Annotated in this window: 13 protein-coding genes and 1 other RNA gene; 7 read left to right on the plus strand and 7 right to left on the minus strand. The window is 50.5% G+C overall.

The annotated features are described in order from the left end of the window. Positions 1–95: 95 nt before the first annotated feature. The 6 genes from HQ393_RS06775 to HQ393_RS06800 all read right to left on the minus strand — a co-directional run bounded on the left by HQ393_RS06775 (position 96) and on the right by HQ393_RS06800 (position 7,744). Positions 96–1,214 (minus strand): ribonucleotide-diphosphate reductase subunit beta, encoded by a 1,119-nt coding sequence (locus HQ393_RS06775; protein WP_179358065.1) that lies wholly within the window; start codon positions 1,212–1,214, stop codon positions 96–98. Between the two features lie 44 nt (positions 1,215–1,258). Continuing rightward, the gene (locus tag HQ393_RS06780; protein ID WP_179358066.1) at positions 1,259–1,843 is read right to left on the minus strand and encodes a hypothetical protein; all 585 of its coding nucleotides are present in this window, start codon (positions 1,841–1,843) and stop codon (positions 1,259–1,261) included. 13 nt (positions 1,844–1,856) lie between these two features. Beyond that, the gene (locus HQ393_RS06785; RefSeq protein WP_246307972.1) at positions 1,857–2,873 is read right to left on the minus strand and encodes an adenosine deaminase; all 1,017 of its coding nucleotides are present in this window, start codon (positions 2,871–2,873) and stop codon (positions 1,857–1,859) included. A gap of 669 nt (positions 2,874–3,542) precedes the next feature. After that, on the minus strand, positions 3,543–6,437 hold the full coding sequence (locus HQ393_RS06790; protein ID WP_179358068.1) for a ribonucleoside-diphosphate reductase subunit alpha: 2,895 nt from the start codon (positions 6,435–6,437) through the stop codon (positions 3,543–3,545). A gap of 354 nt (positions 6,438–6,791) precedes the next feature. Beyond that, positions 6,792–7,271, minus strand: a complete 480-nt coding sequence (locus tag HQ393_RS06795) for an FKBP-type peptidyl-prolyl cis-trans isomerase (protein ID WP_179358069.1) — start codon at positions 7,269–7,271, stop codon at positions 6,792–6,794. Positions 7,272–7,276: 5 nt separating this feature from the next. After that, positions 7,277–7,744: a peroxiredoxin gene (locus HQ393_RS06800; RefSeq protein WP_179358070.1), complete on the minus strand. Its 468-nt coding sequence runs from the start codon at positions 7,742–7,744 to the stop codon at positions 7,277–7,279. Between the two features lie 151 nt (positions 7,745–7,895). Here HQ393_RS06800 and HQ393_RS06805 point away from each other — a divergent pair, with 151 nt between their 5' ends. Together HQ393_RS06805 and HQ393_RS06810 are read left to right on the plus strand one after the other, a co-directional pair. Next, positions 7,896–9,041, plus strand: a complete 1,146-nt coding sequence (locus tag HQ393_RS06805; RefSeq protein ID WP_179358071.1) for a ribosomal protein uL16 3-hydroxylase — start codon at positions 7,896–7,898, stop codon at positions 9,039–9,041. Next, a complete protein-coding gene (locus HQ393_RS06810; protein WP_179358072.1) occupies positions 9,007–9,513 on the plus strand; it encodes a DUF7931 domain-containing protein in 507 nt (168 codons plus the stop codon). Before HQ393_RS06805 ends, HQ393_RS06810 begins: the two co-directional genes overlap by 35 nt. Before the next feature lie 175 nt (positions 9,514–9,688). Here the strand turns inward: HQ393_RS06810 and HQ393_RS06815 are convergent, their stop codons facing one another. Then, on the minus strand, positions 9,689–10,030 hold the full coding sequence (locus HQ393_RS06815; RefSeq protein ID WP_179358073.1) for a hypothetical protein: 342 nt from the start codon (positions 10,028–10,030) through the stop codon (positions 9,689–9,691). On the opposite strand from HQ393_RS06815, the gene HQ393_RS06820 reads away from it, so the two are divergent. From HQ393_RS06820 to HQ393_RS06840, 5 genes are all read left to right on the plus strand, one after another. Further along, entirely contained in the window at positions 10,023–11,351 is a 1,329-nt protein-coding gene (locus HQ393_RS06820; RefSeq protein WP_179358074.1) for a TRZ/ATZ family hydrolase, read from the plus strand. The genes HQ393_RS06815 and HQ393_RS06820 overlap by 8 nt on opposite strands. Before the next feature lie 11 nt (positions 11,352–11,362). Continuing rightward, on the plus strand, positions 11,363–12,082 hold the full coding sequence (gene ubiG, locus HQ393_RS06825) for a bifunctional 2-polyprenyl-6-hydroxyphenol methylase/3-demethylubiquinol 3-O-methyltransferase UbiG (protein WP_218871316.1): 720 nt from the start codon (positions 11,363–11,365) through the stop codon (positions 12,080–12,082). 1 nt (position 12,083) lies between these two features. After that, positions 12,084–12,734 carry an HAD family hydrolase gene (locus HQ393_RS06830; protein ID WP_179358075.1) on the plus strand — a complete coding sequence of 217 codons (651 nt, stop codon included), beginning with the start codon at positions 12,084–12,086 and terminating at the stop codon, positions 12,732–12,734. A 48-nt stretch (positions 12,735–12,782) separates the two neighbouring features. Next, positions 12,783–13,144: a transfer-messenger RNA gene (gene ssrA / locus HQ393_RS06835) on the plus strand. A gap of 175 nt (positions 13,145–13,319) precedes the next feature. Continuing rightward, on the plus strand, positions 13,320–14,588 hold the full coding sequence (locus HQ393_RS06840) for a tyrosine-type recombinase/integrase (protein WP_179358076.1): 1,269 nt from the start codon (positions 13,320–13,322) through the stop codon (positions 14,586–14,588). Positions 14,589–14,703 lie beyond the last annotated feature (115 nt).

The raw sequence follows: 14,703 nt of genomic DNA on the forward strand, positions 1-14,703 counted from the left end.
CAGGAATTTATTCGGAACTTTGGCTACACAAAAATTCGGAACTATGCCTATAAAATTCGGAACTATGGTAGAACTCACAAATTAGAAAAGCAAAATTAATCCCAGCTCAACGCCCCACCCGTCTGATACTCCGTCACCCGAGTCTCAAAGAAATTTTTCTCTTTCTTCAAGTCAATCATTTCACTCATCCATGGGAATGGATTCGTTACACCAGGGAACAACTCGTTCAGGCCAATTTGCTGCATCCGACGATTGGCGATGAAACGCAGGTATTCTTTAAATTGCGCGGCATTCAGACCCAATACGCCGCGTGGCATAGTGTCTTCGGCGTAGGCGTATTCGAGCTCAACGGCTTGCTTGAATAGCTCGACGATTTCGGCTTTGAATGATTCTGTCCACAATTCTGGGTTTTCCATTTTGATCGTGTTGATCAAGTCGATACCAAAATTGCAGTGCATGGATTCATCGCGCAGGATGTATTGGTACTGCTCGGCAGCACCCGTCATTTTGTTTTGACGACCGAGCGCGAGGATTTGTACGAAGCCAACGTAGAAGAACAGGCCTTCCATAATGCAGGCAAATACGATGATCGAGCGCAACAGGGCTTGGTCGGTGGCCAAGGTGCCGGTTTTGAACGCGGGGTCGGTCAATACGTCGATAAATGGCATCAGGAAATGATCTTTATCGCGGATTGATTTGACTTCGTTGTAGGCGTTGAAGACTTCGCCTTCGTCCAGACCCAATGATTCAACAATGTATTGATAAGCGTGGGTGTGAATCGCTTCGTCAAACGCTTGGCGCAGCAGGAACTGGCGGCATTCTGGCGAGGTGATCTGGCGGTAGGTGCCCAGCACGATGTTGTTGGCTGCGAGGCTGTCGGCGGTCACAAAGAAGCCCAGATTGCGTTTGACCACGCGCATTTCGTCTTCGGATAACTGGCCGGTTTTCCATTGCTCGATGTCGCGCTGCATGTTCACTTCTTGCGGCATCCAGTGGTTTGCACACTGGGCGAGGTATTTTTCCCAGGCCCATTTGTGTTTGAATGGCACGAGCTGATTGACGTCGGTGGTGCCGTTGATGACGCGTTTGTCATCGGCGGTGATGCGCGGCGGAATGGCGTTGGTGGCCACTTTTGGTGCGGCAGGAATGGCGTTCGCCTGAGCTGGCGCGGGTGCGGCTGGGCGGTCGAGAACGTCATCGTCAAAACTGAGCATGGCTACTTTCCTTTTAATACATTTTGAATATGTGCTGGCAATGCTTATTGGCTGCCGAGCAGTTGTTGCTGAATATTGCTGGTGTCGGTGAGTTGATAGCGTTTTTGCAAATCAAACATATCGCGTTTGAATTCGTTGCTAAAAGTCACACTCGATTGAAAATTGATATTGAGGTTAAGGCTACCGAGGTAGCTGACCTCACCGGCACGAACGCTAAATTTTTGCTGTACGGGCACATTGAAATATTCGCTGGTATCAAAACCCAGCATCGAATTGCTGTGGCGAGACCAGCTTCCCGTAATATTGCTCACCGTGTATTCACCCGCAGGCAAACTCAGCAAGTACACTCGACCTGCGGGGCTAGGCTCGCTACCTGGTGCGTTAATGATGTCGGTCATGATCCGTGCATAGAGGTAATTGGCCCCTTGCGCGCCTTGCACAAATACCGTGGCGTCGCTGGTGTCACGGTCGAGTGATTGCAGGCTCATCGACATAAGCACCACGCCATTGCCTGGGATAGGTGCAATGCGGCCTTGAACAATCTGCTCGGCGGCCCGCTTTTGCCCTGTCATTGTGCTGCTACATGCGGCGAGCATCAGGACGAAAACCAGACTCAACATCCGTTTCATGTAAAGCCTCCGATTAGGCATTGAGCGCTTGGCTGATTTGATCTTGCCAGTGCGCTTTTTGGTCTGCGGTGAGCCAGCTCGCTTCAAAGCTATTGCGGATCAACTGCACAATCTCGTCTTGCGATAGATCGAGCGCTGCGCGACAGGCGAGTAAATTGGTGTTCAGATAACCACCAAAATACGCCGGATCATCCGAATTGACCATCGCACACAGACCTGCGGCCAGCAGCTCGCGTAGATTGTGCTCGGCCAAATCGTTCACCACACAGAGCTTCAGATTCGACAGCGGGCAAACGGTGAGCGGAATGCGCTCGGCGGCGAGCCGTTTCACGAGTTCCGCGTCTTCAGTACAGCGCACACCGTGATCAATGCGGCGCGATTTAAGCAAATCAAGCGCTTCCCAAATATAGCTGGCTGGCCCCTCTTCACCCGCATGCGCCACGGCGGGCAAACCCAGCTCGGCGCAACGCGCAAACAGGCGTGCAAATTTGCTGGGCGGGTGGCCCAATTCGCTGGAATCCAAACCCACACCGTCAATCTGCGCCAGATACGGCATCGCCTGCTCTAGCGTGGCAAAGCCGTCTTCCTCGCTCAAATGACGCAGGAAGCACATGATCAGCCTAAAGCTAATACCAAGTTGCGCCTCGCCGTCGAGCAAAGCGCGGCGGATGCCGTTGAATGACACGGCAAAATCAATGCCGCGCGCAGTATGCGTTTGCGGATCGTAAAAAATCTCGGTGTGAACGATATTGTCCGCTTTGGCGCGCAGTAAATACGCCCAAGTCAGATCGTAAAAATCCTGCTCGGTAATCAGCACCGACGCACCGGCGTAATACAGATCAAGGAAAGACTGCAATCTATCAAACTGATACGCCGCTCGCACCGCCTCGACATCGGCATACGGCAAAGCCACGCCATTGCGCGCAGCAAGCGCAAACATCATCTCAGGCTCGAGCGAGCCTTCGATGTGCAAATGCAGCTCGGTTTTAGGCAAGCGCGTGATCAGGGTATCGAGCGGGTGTTGGGGCACAATCATTCCTTAGTTTTAAGCAAAAACACGCTGGCAGCGTTAATCGGCCTCGCTGTACACCATGTACTATCATCGGCCTCATGCCTTGCCAGCGCGCTTTTGCGCCAATATATTCAATCGGGATCACCGATATTTAAGATGACTCGACGAACCATCTTAAATATCGGCGCCGCCATGCGGCACCGAGGTATATCAATACAAGCCAAACCCGGCATTATCTACAGACCTATACCCACATTAGCAGCAAGATGGTGGGTTACGTCCTTCGGCCTAACCCACCCTACGGCAGCGCCGCGATGATTGGGCTGGGGCTTTTATCCACGTGTAGCGAAAACCGCGGCGAGGAGAGAGACAAACAGTTTCACCGTTTGGCTCACGACGAAGCAAGGGCAGCGCGGAGCGCTTTTCGCCCGGGTCGCCTTTCTTTGCGTACTTACTTTGGCGAGGCAAAGAAAGTACGTCCCCCGCGGAAGGCGGCAACTCCAGTCAAGAGAACCGCTTCAAATTCAATTAGCCAATACTCTTCCATCTCGCGATATTTAAAATAACTGCCACAATCATTTTAAATATCGCTACCGAATAGCGGCAGCGATGGGTATCTCTTGCAAAAGCAATCAGCAGAACTAGGTCAAGCAAATACCTAATTAGGTATTTGCTTGAAGCCCATGATTACTGGCACGCCTCGCAATCTGGATTATCAATCGAGCAGAACTTCGCATCCGTCGCTGGCGTGCTATCCACCGCCGCCGCAGCCGTAATCACGGCTTGCGCTTGCGCTGCTGCATAGCCACCATCCACTGGCACCGCGTTCAACTCGCCACCACGACCGGTTGATTTCTCAGCCGCCGTTGCTGCCAGCGTGCGCAGGTAGTAAGTGGTTTTCAGGCCGCGCAACCAAGCGTGTTTGTACAACTCGTCCAGTTTCTTACCTGAGGCACCGGCCATGTAGATATTGAGCGATTGCGCTTGGTCGATCCATTTTTGACGACGTGAAGCCGCTTCCACCAACCATTTCGGATCCATCTCAAACGCAGTGGCGTACAGATCACGCAGGTCTTGCGGGATGCGATCGATTTGCGCCACTGAGCCGTCGAAGTATTTCAGATCCGACACCATGACTTCGTCCCACAGGCCGCGGGCTTTCAGGTCGCGCACCAAGTGCTCGTTGATCACGGTGAATTCACCTGACAAGTTCGATTTCACGAACAAGTTTTGGTAAGTCGGCTCGATACACGCATCCACGCCGACGATGTTTGAAATCGTAGCGGTTGGCGCAATCGCCAAGCAATTTGAGTTGCGCATACCGTAGGCGGCGATGCGGTCACGCAGCATCGTCCAATCCAGACGCGAGCTGCGATCCACTTCCAGGTAGCCGCCGCGCTCTTCTTCAAGCAGACGCAGTGAGTCTTGCGGCAAGATGCCACGATCCCACAAGCTGCCTTTGTAGCTGGCGTAAATGCCGCGCTCTTGCGCCAATTCGGTTGAAGCCCAGTAAGCGTGGTAAGCCACGGTTTCCATCGATACATCGGCAAATTCAACTGCGGCCTCTGATGCATATGGAATACGCAGCGCGTGCAAGCAGTCTTGGAAACCCATAATGCCCATACCGACTGGACGGTGTTTCAAGTTTGACGTACGCGCTTTGCGCACTGGGTAGAAGTTAATGTCGATCACGTTGTCGAGCATACGCATCGCTACTTTCACGGTGCGCGATAGTTTCTCAGCATCGAGTTCACCATTTTTCAGGTGGTTGTACAGATTGATCGAGCCCAAATTACATACGGCGATTTCTTCGTCGTTGGTATTGAGCGTGATCTCGGTGCACAAATTCGATGAATGAACGACACCAACGTGTTGCTGTGGGCTGCGGATATTGCATGGGTCTTTGAAAGTGATCCATGGGTGGCCCGTTTCAAACAACATCGTCAGCATTTTGCGCCACAGGCTTAAAGCGGGGATGGTTTTCGCCACGCGCATTTCACCACGCGCCGCTTTGGCTTCGTAGTTGGTGTAGGCAGTTTCGAAGGCTTTCCCCACTTTATCGTGCAGATCTGGCACTTCGGATGGGCTGAACAATGTCCAGTTAGCACCTTCCATGACGCGTTTCATAAACAGGTCAGGAATCCAGTTGGCCGAATTCATATCGTGCGTACGGCGACGGTCGTCACCGGTATTTTTACGCAACTCGAGGAATTCTTCGATGTCAGCGTGCCAAGTTTCCAGGTAAGCGCAGACTGCACCTTTGCGTTTACCACCTTGATTGACCGCCACGGCAGTGTCATTCACCACTTTCAGGAATGGCACTACGCCTTGAGATTTGCCATTGGTACCCTTGATGTGGCTACCCATGGCGCGCACGGAAGTCCAGTCATTACCCAAACCACCAGCAAATTTCGACAACAATGCGTTTTCTTTGAGTGCTTCGAAAATACCATCCAAATCATCAGGTACAGTCGTCAGGTAGCAGCTCGACATCTGGCTGTGACGCGTGCCCGAGTTAAACAGCGTTGGCGTTGATGACATAAAGTCAAAGCTCGACAACACGTTGTAGAACTCGATCGCGCGGTCTTCGCGATTGGTTTCATTCAGCGCCAAGCCCATGGCCACGCGCATAAAGAAGACCTGTGGCAACTCGATGCGGCGCTCGTTGATGTGCAGGAAGTAGCGGTCGTACAAAGTTTGCAGACCAAGGTAGCCAAACTGGTAATCACGGTTGTGATCCAAGGCAGCAGCCAATTTCGCCAAATCAAACTGACCCAGCTTTTCATCGAGCAACTCGGCTTCGATGCCTTTTTTGATGTAACGCGGGAAATAGCTCGCGTACACCGTTGCCATGTCTTCGTGGCTGGTTTCTTCACCTAGCACTTCACGACGTACGGTATTGAGCAGCAAACGTGCAGTCACCAGACCATAAGCAGGGTCGGTTTCGAGGAAGGTGCGTGCAGCCAAAATTGCTGATTTGCGAACTTCTTCTGCCGGAACACCGTCGTACAGATTTTTAAGTGTTTCAGCCAAAATCTGGTTTTGGTCGGTGTATTGCTCCAAGCCGCTACACGCCGAAGCGATCAGCGCTTTGAGTTTAGTCAGATCGAGCGGACGGCTGCTGCCATCTTCATACAACACATTAATTGCGTGCTGCTCAGCAGGCTCGGCTTCATGACGCGCAGCATCACGCTCACGTTGACGTTCGCTGCGATACAGTACATAGGCGCGCGCCACATCGTGCTCGCCCGAGCGCATCAGCGCCAATTCAACTTGGTCTTGGATGTCTTCAATGTGAATCGCACCGCCATCAGGCTTGCGGCGCATCAGCGCATTCACGACTGAATCAGTCAAATGAGAAACTTGCTCACGCACAGCCGCGCTAGAAGCGGCGTGGCTACCCTGTACCGCGATAAATGCTTTAGTTACGGCAACAGAGATTTTTGATGGCTCAAAAGGAACAACCGAGCCATTACGGCGAATAATTTTGTAATTAGCGTAATGCGCAGCATCGTGTGATGGTGTCTGGATATCAGTACTATCAGTGCGGCTAGTTGGGCTACTGTCGAGCGTGGCGTACATGCACGGTTCCTCAAAGCTTTGTGTATAAGTCTGTGTATAGTTTGTGAAGAAACACTACATCTTGTGTTCAGGTCACAGTGGTGACACAAATACTAGGGGAAAGTGGGGGGCTGGTGCAACTAGCACAGGCTGTGCTAGCAGATGAATGGTGAGGTAAAAAGCACAAACCCAAGCCAGGCTTGGGTTTGTGTGCTGTTGGACCATTAAACTTACATGACAGCGGGTTGCAAGATTGCAACATGCAGCACATACCAAGCAAGTGATGTAACTTTCTGCTCGACAAACAAAAAGGCGGCCAAGCCGCCTTTTTCATTACTCATTCAAAGACCGCATCTTAAAGCAGTCTATTTCATCTTAGTGGTGATGGCCGTGCTCGCCGTGAACGTGGCCATGAGCCAACTCTTCGGCAGTTGCTTCGCGAACGTTCGTTACTTTAGCGGCAAAACGAATTGTCATGCCAGCAAATGGGTGATTGCCATCTACTGTCACTTTATTGCCTTCAACTTCAGTCACGCGGAACAAGATTACTTCGCCTGTTTCAGGATCATCAGCTTCAAACATCATGCCCACTGCAACTTCAGGCGGGAAACCGTCTTTGTCTTCGTCACGAACCAATTCTGGCTCGAATTCGCCAAATGCGTCATCTGGTGACATCGTCACTTCCACCGCATCACCCACTGACTTGCCATGCAACGCTTCTTCAACCAGCGGCAGGATATTGTCATAACCGCCATGCAGGTAAGCAATCGGTTCTTCGGTTTTGTCGATTTGATTGCCTTCGGCGTCGTACATTTCATAAGTGAGTGTAACAACGGAATTTTTGGCGATTTGCATAGTGTTTATCCTAGCTGTTTTACAAGGTTCAAAATTTCGGCCGCATGGCCTTTGGGAACGACATGATAGAAAGCATGCCGAATCACACCCGATTTATCAATGACAAATGTCGAGCGTTCGATGCCATATCTTACCACGCCATGTGCTTCCCATTCGTGTATGGCGTGATAGAGGCGGCTAACCTCGCCTTCTGTATCGGATAAAAGGTCGAATGAAAGGCCTTGCTCATCGATAAAACTATCGTGGGCCAGACAGTCATCCGAACTCACCCCCAGAATAACGGTGTCATATTGCGAAAATGCGTCAGCACGGTCAGAGAACTCAACCGCCTCTAATATTCCGCCAGGCGTATGATCTTTGTTAAAAAAGTACAACACGACATTTTTTTTCGACTGAAAATCACTCAGCTGGATCATCTCCATCTGAGCATCGGGCAAAGAAAAATCAGGGGCTAATTCGCCTACATTGAGCATGGGGTCTCCAGTCGGTGCAATAATACGATTATTAGCTGACGCTAGCTTTGCCATTCAGACGCGGGAATCCACTTATATATAGAGCGCCCCAAATCCATTGGCTACACCTTGCGCCTTTCTTATTTTATTTATTTCTTTATAGCCACAAGCCATGCCTAAAACACCTTTCGATGTTGCACTGTTGGGTAATTTAACGCCCGAACAATTTTTGGCCGACTATTGGCAAAAAAAACCACTGCTCATTCGCCAAGCCTGGACTCATTTTCCAGAGCTGATCGATTTTGCGCGCTTATCTGAGTTTGCCCAGCGTGACGATGTCGAATCACGACTGATTGAGTTTCAGCATGGTCGCTGGAAGCTCGAAAACGGCCCATTTAGCCAACATCGTCTTAATCGCTTACCAGAAACGGATTGGACAATCCTGGTACAAAACGTCAATCATCTGGTGCCGCATATTGCGGACTTCTTATATCAATTTAATTTCCTGCCTTATACCCGCTTGGACGACGTCATGATTTCGTATGCGCCGCCCGGTGGTACGGTTGGCCCTCACTATGACTCCTACGATGTCTTTTTGTTGCAAGTGGGCGGACAAAAACGCTGGCAAATTTCCAGCGACGATGCGTCCGGCTTTATTGAAGATGCCCCTATCCGCGTACTGAAAGATTTCAACCCTGAGCAAGAGTGGATCTTAGAGCACGGCGATATGCTGTATCTGCCACCGAAATACGCCCATTACGGCGTAGCCCTTACCCCCGGGATGACGTACTCAGTTGGGTTCCGCGCCCCCAAAACACAAGAGGTCGCGACCAAATTTCTAGAGTTTTTGCAAGATGAAATCTGTCTTGAAGGCATGTACAGCGATCCTGACGCAAAAGCCACTGCGAGCCCAGCAAGAATCGACGAAGCCTTTGTCAGTCAAATCAGCAAAATGCTGCAGCAAGTCAAATGGAATGACGACATCGTGCGTCAATTTATTGGCCGCTATTTCTCCGAGCCCAAGCCTCACGTCTTTTTCGACCAAACTGAAGCGCCTCTGGAGTTTGATGACTTTGCCCAAGCCCTTGCGACACATGGCATTGTGCTTAATCTCAAAAGCCAGATGCTCTATAGCGATCAGCAGTTATATATCAATGGCGAAGAAGTTGAGTTTGAAGATGCAAGCGCTGAAGATATCGCCGCCCTGCAGCTATTAGCGAATGAACGCACCTTAGCTGCAGGGGAATACTCCGATGAACTCGTCGATTTACTCTATAGCTATCATGAATATGGATACCTCCAACCCATTACCCGATAAGCTTGCCCAGCCTTTTGATACCCGAGCAGGGTATCAGGCTGCGTTCAGCGCCATCATTAGTCAAGCTGGCCATACACTATTGATGTGTGAAAAGGATTTTGCCGAGATCGATTTGGGTTGCAAACGCAATTTTGACCTGCTGTGGGCGTTTTTCTCGCAACCCTCGCCAGGACGATTGCAACTCTTAATGCAAGACAGCGATTATCTCGGTCGACACTGCCCTCGCTTTATGCAGCTTTATGATCGCTTTACCCATTTAATCGAACTACGGGTAATTCCTGAACATTTACGCCAATGGCAAAAAGGCTGGGTCGTGAGCGATCACAAGAGCTATTTAATTCGTCACCATTACGACTGGTATCGCGGCGAATTAGCGAATGATCCGCAAATCGTTGCGCTGCTACGACAACAATTTGCCACACTTTGGGAACAATCCACTTCAAGTAATGCACTGCAACGCCTTGATTTATAAGGACGTACACTACGTTACACGGAGTAGCAGATTCCACTTCAATTTCAAGCCCTAAATGCGACCTAAACACTAGCAATTTGTCGGCATGGTGATTAGAATTCGCAGCGTTGGTTGTGAAGAAAGTCACAACGAAGTGAATTTAGGCGATCGGCAATTGCCGGTTACCGATAGTTAGTCAATCAAACTTAATCTTAAAGGATTTCAAAATGAAACAATCTCTGCTCGTTGCTGCTTTGTTGGCTGTTGCTTTGTCTGCTTGCGGTAAAAAAGAAGAGCCAGTTGAAGCTGCTTCTGCTGTAGTTGAAGCTTCTGCTCCAGCTGTTGAAGCTTCTGCTCCAGCTGCTGACGCTTCTGCTGCTTCTGCTGCTGTTGAAGCTCCAGCAGCTTCTGCTGCTTCTGAAGCTGCTGCTAAGTAATTCGGTTTTACCGAATACTGAAAAGCCGACCACAAGGTCGGCTTTTTGCATTTCTGGGGTAAAATAGCAGCCATCTCCCAACGATCTCCTTCCATGTCCATTCAAATCCTCCTCCCCCGCTGGATCATCCCAATTATTCCTCGCCACACCGTGTATAGCGACTATGCTCTGGTCATGAATGGCGAGCGCATTATTGCGCTTCAAGCCAAAGATGAGGCACTCGCAGCCTATCCACAAGCGACGATCACCGAGCTACCCGAGCATGCACTCTTGCCCGGGCTCGTCAATCTACACGCACATTCAGCCATGACCTTATTGCGCGGATTTGCTGATGACCTGCCGCTGATGCGTTGGCTCAATGAACACATCTGGCCAGCCGAAGGGATGCATGTGAGCGATGAATTTGTCTTCGATGGCTCCCAACTTGCCATCGCAGAAATGATTGCCGGCGGCACCACCAGCTGCAATGACATGTATTTTCATCACAGCGCAGTTGCACGCGCAGCGCTTGATGCAGGTTTTCGAATGACAATCGGCTGCTCGATTCTCGAGTTTCCAACTGCATTTGCCAGTAATGCCGACGATTACATCGGCAAAGCCCTGAAAAGTCGTGATGAATTTCTCGGCGAAACGCTTGTTAATTTTACCCTCGCACCACACGCGCCCTACACTGTCAGCGATACGACTTTTGGCCGCATCATTACGCTGGCCGATCAACTCAATCTCAGCATCCACTGCCACATTCACGAAACAACGGACGAAATCGCAGGCAGCCTCAAAGAATATGGAGTCCGCCCCTTAGAGCGCCTCGCCCAGTTGGGACTGCTTGATAGCCCGCTGATCGCAGCGCATATGGTGCACACCACCGACACTGAGATCGCCCTACTCACCCAAAAAGGCGTGCACATTGCGCACAATCCGGCCAGCAACCTCAAGCTCGCCTCAGGCTTTGCCCGCATTCACGATCAACTGGGCGCAGGCATCAACGTTGGTATCGGCACCGATGGTGCCGCCAGCAATAATAAGCTCGATATGTTCGCCGAAATGCGCCTCGCCGCCCTGCTCGCCAAAGGCCAGAGCGGCAACCCAGAAGCGATTCCTGCGTGGCAAGCATTGGAAATGGCCACGCTCAATGGCGCCATTGCATTAGGCCAGCTGGGACAAATTGGCAGCCTCGAAGTTGGCAAACAAGCCGACCTGATCGCAGTGAACCTTGCCGCATGCGGCACGCAACCATGTTACGATCCAGTATCGCATTTAGTTTATGCCGCAGACCGTAATCAGGTCAGCGACGTCTGGATTGCCGGTCGCGCCGTCTATCGTCAGCAGCAACACCAAACACTGAAGCTAGGCGAGATTGAATCCAAAACTCGTTACTGGCAACACAAAATCAAAGCAGGTATATCCTCAAAAGCCTTATAAGGATTAATGTTGTGACCAATACCCACGAAGAAAAAATTAATGTTGATGATGGCGAGATCGCCAAATTTTCAGCCCTCGCACACAAGTGGTGGGATAAAACCAGCGAATTCAAACCGCTGCATGAAATCAACCCGCTGCGCATTGGCTTTATTGATCAGCATGCTGGCATCAGCGGACTGAAAATCCTCGACGTTGGTTGCGGCGGCGGCATTTTGTCTGAAGGACTCGCCGAACGTGGCGCAGAGGTCACTGGCATCGATCTGGCGGAAAAATCACTCAAAGTCGCGCAACTGCATTTATTTGAATCGGGGCTCAAAGTCGATTACCGCAAAGTACCTGTCGAAGAACTTGCTGCTGCCGAGCCAGAAAGCTACGACGTCGTGACCTGCATGGAAATGCTCGAACACGTCCCCTCGCCCGCCAGCATTGTTGAAGCCTGCGCCCGCCTCGTTAAACCGGGCGGCTGGGTGTTTTTCTCGACACTCAATCGCAACGCCAAAGCGTATATGCTGGCCGTCGTGGGTGCGGAATATGTACTTAATATGCTGCCGCGCGGCACGCATGATTACGACAAATTCATCAAGCCATCCGAATTGGCCCGTATGACGCGCACCGTAGGGCTCGATACCGTCGCACTCACCGGCATGACATTTAATCCCCTGACGCAAGTGTATAAACTCACCGACGACACCGACGTGAACTACATCGTTGCCACGCGCAAAGGCTTATAAAATGATCAAAGCCGTATTATTTGATCTCGATGGCACACTGGCTGACACCGCACCCGATATGGGCGCGGCGCTCAATCGCCTACTCATCGAGGAAGGCGTTGCGCCCCGTTCGCTCGACGACATTCGCCCCGTCACCAGCCACGGCGCACGCGGCCTACTGGAACTTGGTTTCGGCATCGGACCGACGCACGCGCGGTTTAGCGAATTACGCGAACGTTTTCTTGACCTGTACGCCGAAAAAATCTGCGAAGGCACTACGCTGTTTGACGGCATCAGCGAACTTATCGAAGAAATTAACGCACGCGGCATGGCGTGGGGCATTATCACCAACAAGCCAATGCGCTTCACCGACCCGCTAGTGCAATTACTCCCCCTCCCTATAGCCCCACAGACCTGTGTTTCTGGTGATACGGTAGGTATACCCAAGCCAGATGCCAAACCTATGCTGCATGCAGCCGCCGAGCTGGGCATCGACCCGATTCATTGCCTGTATGTTGGTGACGCCGAGCGCGACATCGAAGCGGGTCGTCGCGTCGGCATGAAAACCGTCCTCGCCAATTACGGCTACATCAGCGACAGCGACGACACCGCTAGCTGGGGCGCGGACTTGAATATCAATCACCCACTCGAATTGCTAGTCCATTTAGGGTAAGCAAGGTATAATCGTCTCTCTTCACTTCGCATGAAGAACTCCGAACATGGGGGTGCCATGGTTTCGACAGGGGTTGCAAAGCGGATGAGGGCATGTCGGGGTCTCAGCTGCCCGTAAAAACAACTGAAAACATATAGTCGCAAACGACGAAACTTACGCTCTAGCTGCTTAAGCTAGACTCTGCACCGCAAGGCCCATCGGGCGGGTCGGGTAAAACCGGCAGCAGAGTCATTTAGATGGGATCGCTTTAAGTCGGGTTACTTGGCTTAGGGTTAAACTAAGGTGACTCGCTCTCTTCAAGCCTGCCCATCGGCGTGATTGAGAGTTAAAACCCAAATGATACGGCTAAACATGTAGAACTCACTGTAGAGTGCTTCTGGACGGGGGTTCAACTCCCCCCACCTCCACCAAACACTTGTTTCACAAAGCTTCAAGAAATCTCAAAACCCGCATAAAGCCTAGCTTTAGCGGGTTTTTTGTTATTCATATTGTTTCAAACAGTTTCACAAAAGCGCATCATTTTCCTGTCCCCTATCCTGTCCCCAGTCTATGCTTTAATAGATTCTCAACAAAAAGGGGACAGATATGTCACTCAACACTGGGGCAGATAATGAAAAACCGAGGAACCTGTTAACCGTTCTTGCCATTAAAAATGCAAAGGTTCCAGAGGGTAAAACTGAAACAACACTTTATGATGGAGATAGGCTCTACTTACTCATTACATCCACGCGCCAGCGTTGGTACTTCCGTTTTGGATTACAGGGAAAAATGTACAAACAATGGCTTGGTGAATACCCAAAAATTAACCTAAAAAAGGCTCGCGAACTACGCAATGCTTCTGCGGCCATGGTACTCGAGGGCAAAGATCCCCGAGTCGTCAAGCAGATCAGCAAGGCCAATGCAAAAGTCAGTACTGACGATACATTTGAAGCAATTAGCCATGAGTGGTTTGCGCGTGCAATGGCGCAAAAATCTAAAAGCCACAGAGACAGAACAATAAATCGCTTGGAAAGCGATATTTTTCCATGGCTAGGCAAGCGCAAAATTTCAACCATTGAGGCACCAGAATTACTTATTTGTCTGCGTCGTATCGAAGAACGTGGCGCTATTGAAACGGCTCACCGTGTTAGATGGTCATGCGGCAAAGTTTTTGCGTATGCCATTGCAACAGGCCGTGCAGTTAACAATCCTGCCGATACCTTAGCAAAAGCAGACGTATTGAAGTCCCCTACTTCTATTCCTTTCCCTACTATCACTGATCCAGTAAAAATCGGCGCTTTATTGCGTGCGATTGATAGCTTAGAGGCAGGCATAACCGTCAAATGCGCCACACAACTTGCGCCACTCGTATTTACTAGAATTGGTGAATTGAGAAAAGCGGAATGGACAGAAATTGATTTTGATCGCCAGCAGTGGCGTATTCCTGCAGAAAAAATGAAGAGCCGCGCGCCTCATATCGTTCCGCTGTCTAAACAAGCAATTGAAATACTCAAGACAATCCATCCTGTAAGCGGACACAGCCAATACGTATTTGAAGGAGGCCGCAGCAATGGCCGCCCAATGAGTGAAGCAGCTATAAATATTGCATTACGGCGTCTTGGCTACACCCAAGAAGAATTTACGGGACATAGTTTCCGCAAAATTGCCTCCACTCAACTGCATGAATCTCACTTATGGCACCACGACGCAATAGAACGTCAATTAGCACATGGTGAAAAAGACAGTGTTTCTGCAACATATAATCATGCTCAACACCTACCAGAACGGACCACGATGATGCAATGGTGGGCAGACTATCTTGATAAACTTAAAGCTGGTGGCGATGTAATAAACTTCCCTGCAAGAGCAGTCTAAATTTTGGCACAATGTTAGGTGACTTGATTCAGGGGTCAAATCACTTCGCATTAGTCCGTTGCATGCTTCAAGGGGCATCGCACAGGTCAGCTCGCGTACCAGGCTGTGTAAAAAC

The organism is Chitinibacter bivalviorum (genome assembly GCF_013403565.1).
GTDB lineage: Bacteria > Pseudomonadota > Gammaproteobacteria > Burkholderiales > Chitinibacteraceae > Chitinibacter > Chitinibacter bivalviorum.

Bases quoted from the DNA above. Each gene is read 5' to 3' on its own strand.
- HQ393_RS06820 (WP_179358074.1), top strand. From the start codon at position 10,023: ATGTCCATTCAAATCCTCCTCCCCCGCTGGATCATCCCAATTATTCCT.
- HQ393_RS06810 (WP_179358072.1), top strand. From the start codon at position 9,007: ATGAATATGGATACCTCCAACCCATTACCCGATAAGCTTGCCCAGCCT.
- HQ393_RS06780 (WP_179358066.1), bottom strand. From the start codon at position 1,843: ATGAAACGGATGTTGAGTCTGGTTTTCGTCCTGATGCTCGCCGCATGT.
- HQ393_RS06800 (WP_179358070.1), bottom strand. From the start codon at position 7,744: ATGCTCAATGTAGGCGAATTAGCCCCTGATTTTTCTTTGCCCGATGCT.
- HQ393_RS06805 (WP_179358071.1), top strand. From the start codon at position 7,896: ATGCCTAAAACACCTTTCGATGTTGCACTGTTGGGTAATTTAACGCCC.
- HQ393_RS06795 (WP_179358069.1), bottom strand. From the start codon at position 7,271: ATGCAAATCGCCAAAAATTCCGTTGTTACACTCACTTATGAAATGTAC.
- HQ393_RS06775 (WP_179358065.1), bottom strand. From the start codon at position 1,214: ATGCTCAGTTTTGACGATGACGTTCTCGACCGCCCAGCCGCACCCGCG.
- HQ393_RS06815 (WP_179358073.1), bottom strand. From the start codon at position 10,030: ATGGACATGGAAGGAGATCGTTGGGAGATGGCTGCTATTTTACCCCAG.
- HQ393_RS06840 (WP_179358076.1), top strand. From the start codon at position 13,320: ATGTCACTCAACACTGGGGCAGATAATGAAAAACCGAGGAACCTGTTA.
- HQ393_RS06790 (WP_179358068.1), bottom strand. From the start codon at position 6,437: ATGTACGCCACGCTCGACAGTAGCCCAACTAGCCGCACTGATAGTACT.
- HQ393_RS06830 (WP_179358075.1), top strand. From the start codon at position 12,084: ATGATCAAAGCCGTATTATTTGATCTCGATGGCACACTGGCTGACACC.